This is a genomic window from Kocuria sp. (assembly GCF_030536815.1).
GTDB lineage: Bacteria > Actinomycetota > Actinomycetes > Actinomycetales > Micrococcaceae > Kocuria > Kocuria gwangalliensis.
Genome location: NZ_JAUNPE010000014.1, coordinates 25,418 through 26,982, shown reverse-complemented (window position 1 = coordinate 26,982; position 1,565 = coordinate 25,418). Strand labels below are relative to the sequence as shown.

1 pseudogene is annotated in these 1,565 nt (G+C 73.5%); it reads left to right on the top strand.

What is annotated here, in order from left to right:
* Positions 1-1,565, top strand: a pseudogene (locus tag Q4E95_RS03010) (chromosome segregation protein SMC); the annotation flags it as partial.

Below are 1,565 nucleotides of genomic sequence, written 5' to 3'. Positions count from 1 at the left end.
ACGGCGCGGGCGGCCGAACAGCGCACCGCTCACCTGGTGCGCGAGGCCGCTGACCGTCGAGCGGGACAGGCGAAATTGGCGGCCGCCGTGTCCTCCGCCCGATCCGACCTGACCTCCGCGGAAGCCGACATCGAACGGCTGCGCGTGGAAATCAACGACGTGCTGGCTCGTTCCGAGAGCGCCCGCGGGGAACACGCTCAGCTGAGCGAACGCGCCGAAAGCCTGCGCGCGGCGGCCGCGCGCAGCGCCGAGCTCGCGGACCACGCTCGTGAGACCACCGACCAGGTCGAGGCCGCCGCCCGCCTGGCCGAGGCCGAACGCCAGCGGGTGCTGCGGGAACAGCACTCCGTGACCGTTCGCCTGGACACCCTCCAGCAGTCGATGCCGCAACCCGATGGGTCACGGGCGGTCTCGGCGAGCCATGGCGAGTCCGTGCTGGGCGCGGTATCGGATGCAGTACGCGTGGCCGACGGCTGGGAACGCGCGGTGGGCGCCGCGCTGGGCCCGTGGTCCGAGGCGCTCGCGGTTCGTTCTTACACTCGGGCGGCGGACATCTTCGCCTCGCTTCGCACCGAGGACTCGGGGCGCGTCAACGTCCTGGTGGCTTCCGGGCACGACGCCGCGGGCGAACCGCCCGAACTGAGCCTCCCCGAGGGAGCGGTTCAGGCGGTCTCGGTGCTGTCCGGTTCGGAACAGGCCGCCACGGATTCAGCGGCACAGGCCATCCTCACCGCGGTGCGCGGCCTGCTGGCCACCACGGTCCTGGTTCCCGATGCCCACGCCGCGGTGGCCGTATTGGATGTCGCCGCGGCGTCGAAAGCCACGGGGATCCGTGCCGTGACCGCGAACGGTGACGTCTTCGGCGCCCACCGAGCGCAGGGTGGCGCGGCGGAAGCCGCCGGCAGTCTCGAGATCCACGCCCAGATCGACAAGGCCCGTTCGGAAGCCGCGCAATGGTCGCGCGAAGTGGCGGCGGCGTCCGCGGCGGCGGAGGACGTCGAGGCCCTCCGACTCGAGGCGACCGCCAAGGCCCGCGAAGCAGGCGGGGTTGCACGGGACCAGCAGAAGGCCGCCTCCGAGGCCGCGAATGCTCTGGGCCGGGCCGAGGCGGTGCTGGCCTCGGCGAATGCGGAACTGCAGCGCCGTCGTGAGGCCCTTGCCACCGCGCAGCAACGGCTCGGTGAGCGCGAAGCGCACCTGCAGGACGCGGTGGCCCGCGCCGAGGCCGTGGACAGCGGCGACGAAGAGACCCTCGAGCGGGATCAGTTGGAAGCGGCGTCGGCGAAGGACCGGGCCGAACGCGCGGCACGGGAAGCGCGCGAAACCGAAACCCAGGCGCGACTGGCCCTGCGCGGGTTGGAGGAGCAGCATCGATCGGCGGATTCGCGGGCCACGTCGCAGGCCCGTGCGGCCCGGGCCGAGCGCGTGGCGCAGGCCGAGGCCGCCCGGCGCGCCGAACGACGCCGCGTGCAGGCCACCATTGCGCAGGCCGTGTCCCACGCCGCCGACCACCTGCGGCTGCGCGCCGAGGAATCCGTGACCGAGGCGGCCCGGGTCCGAGATGC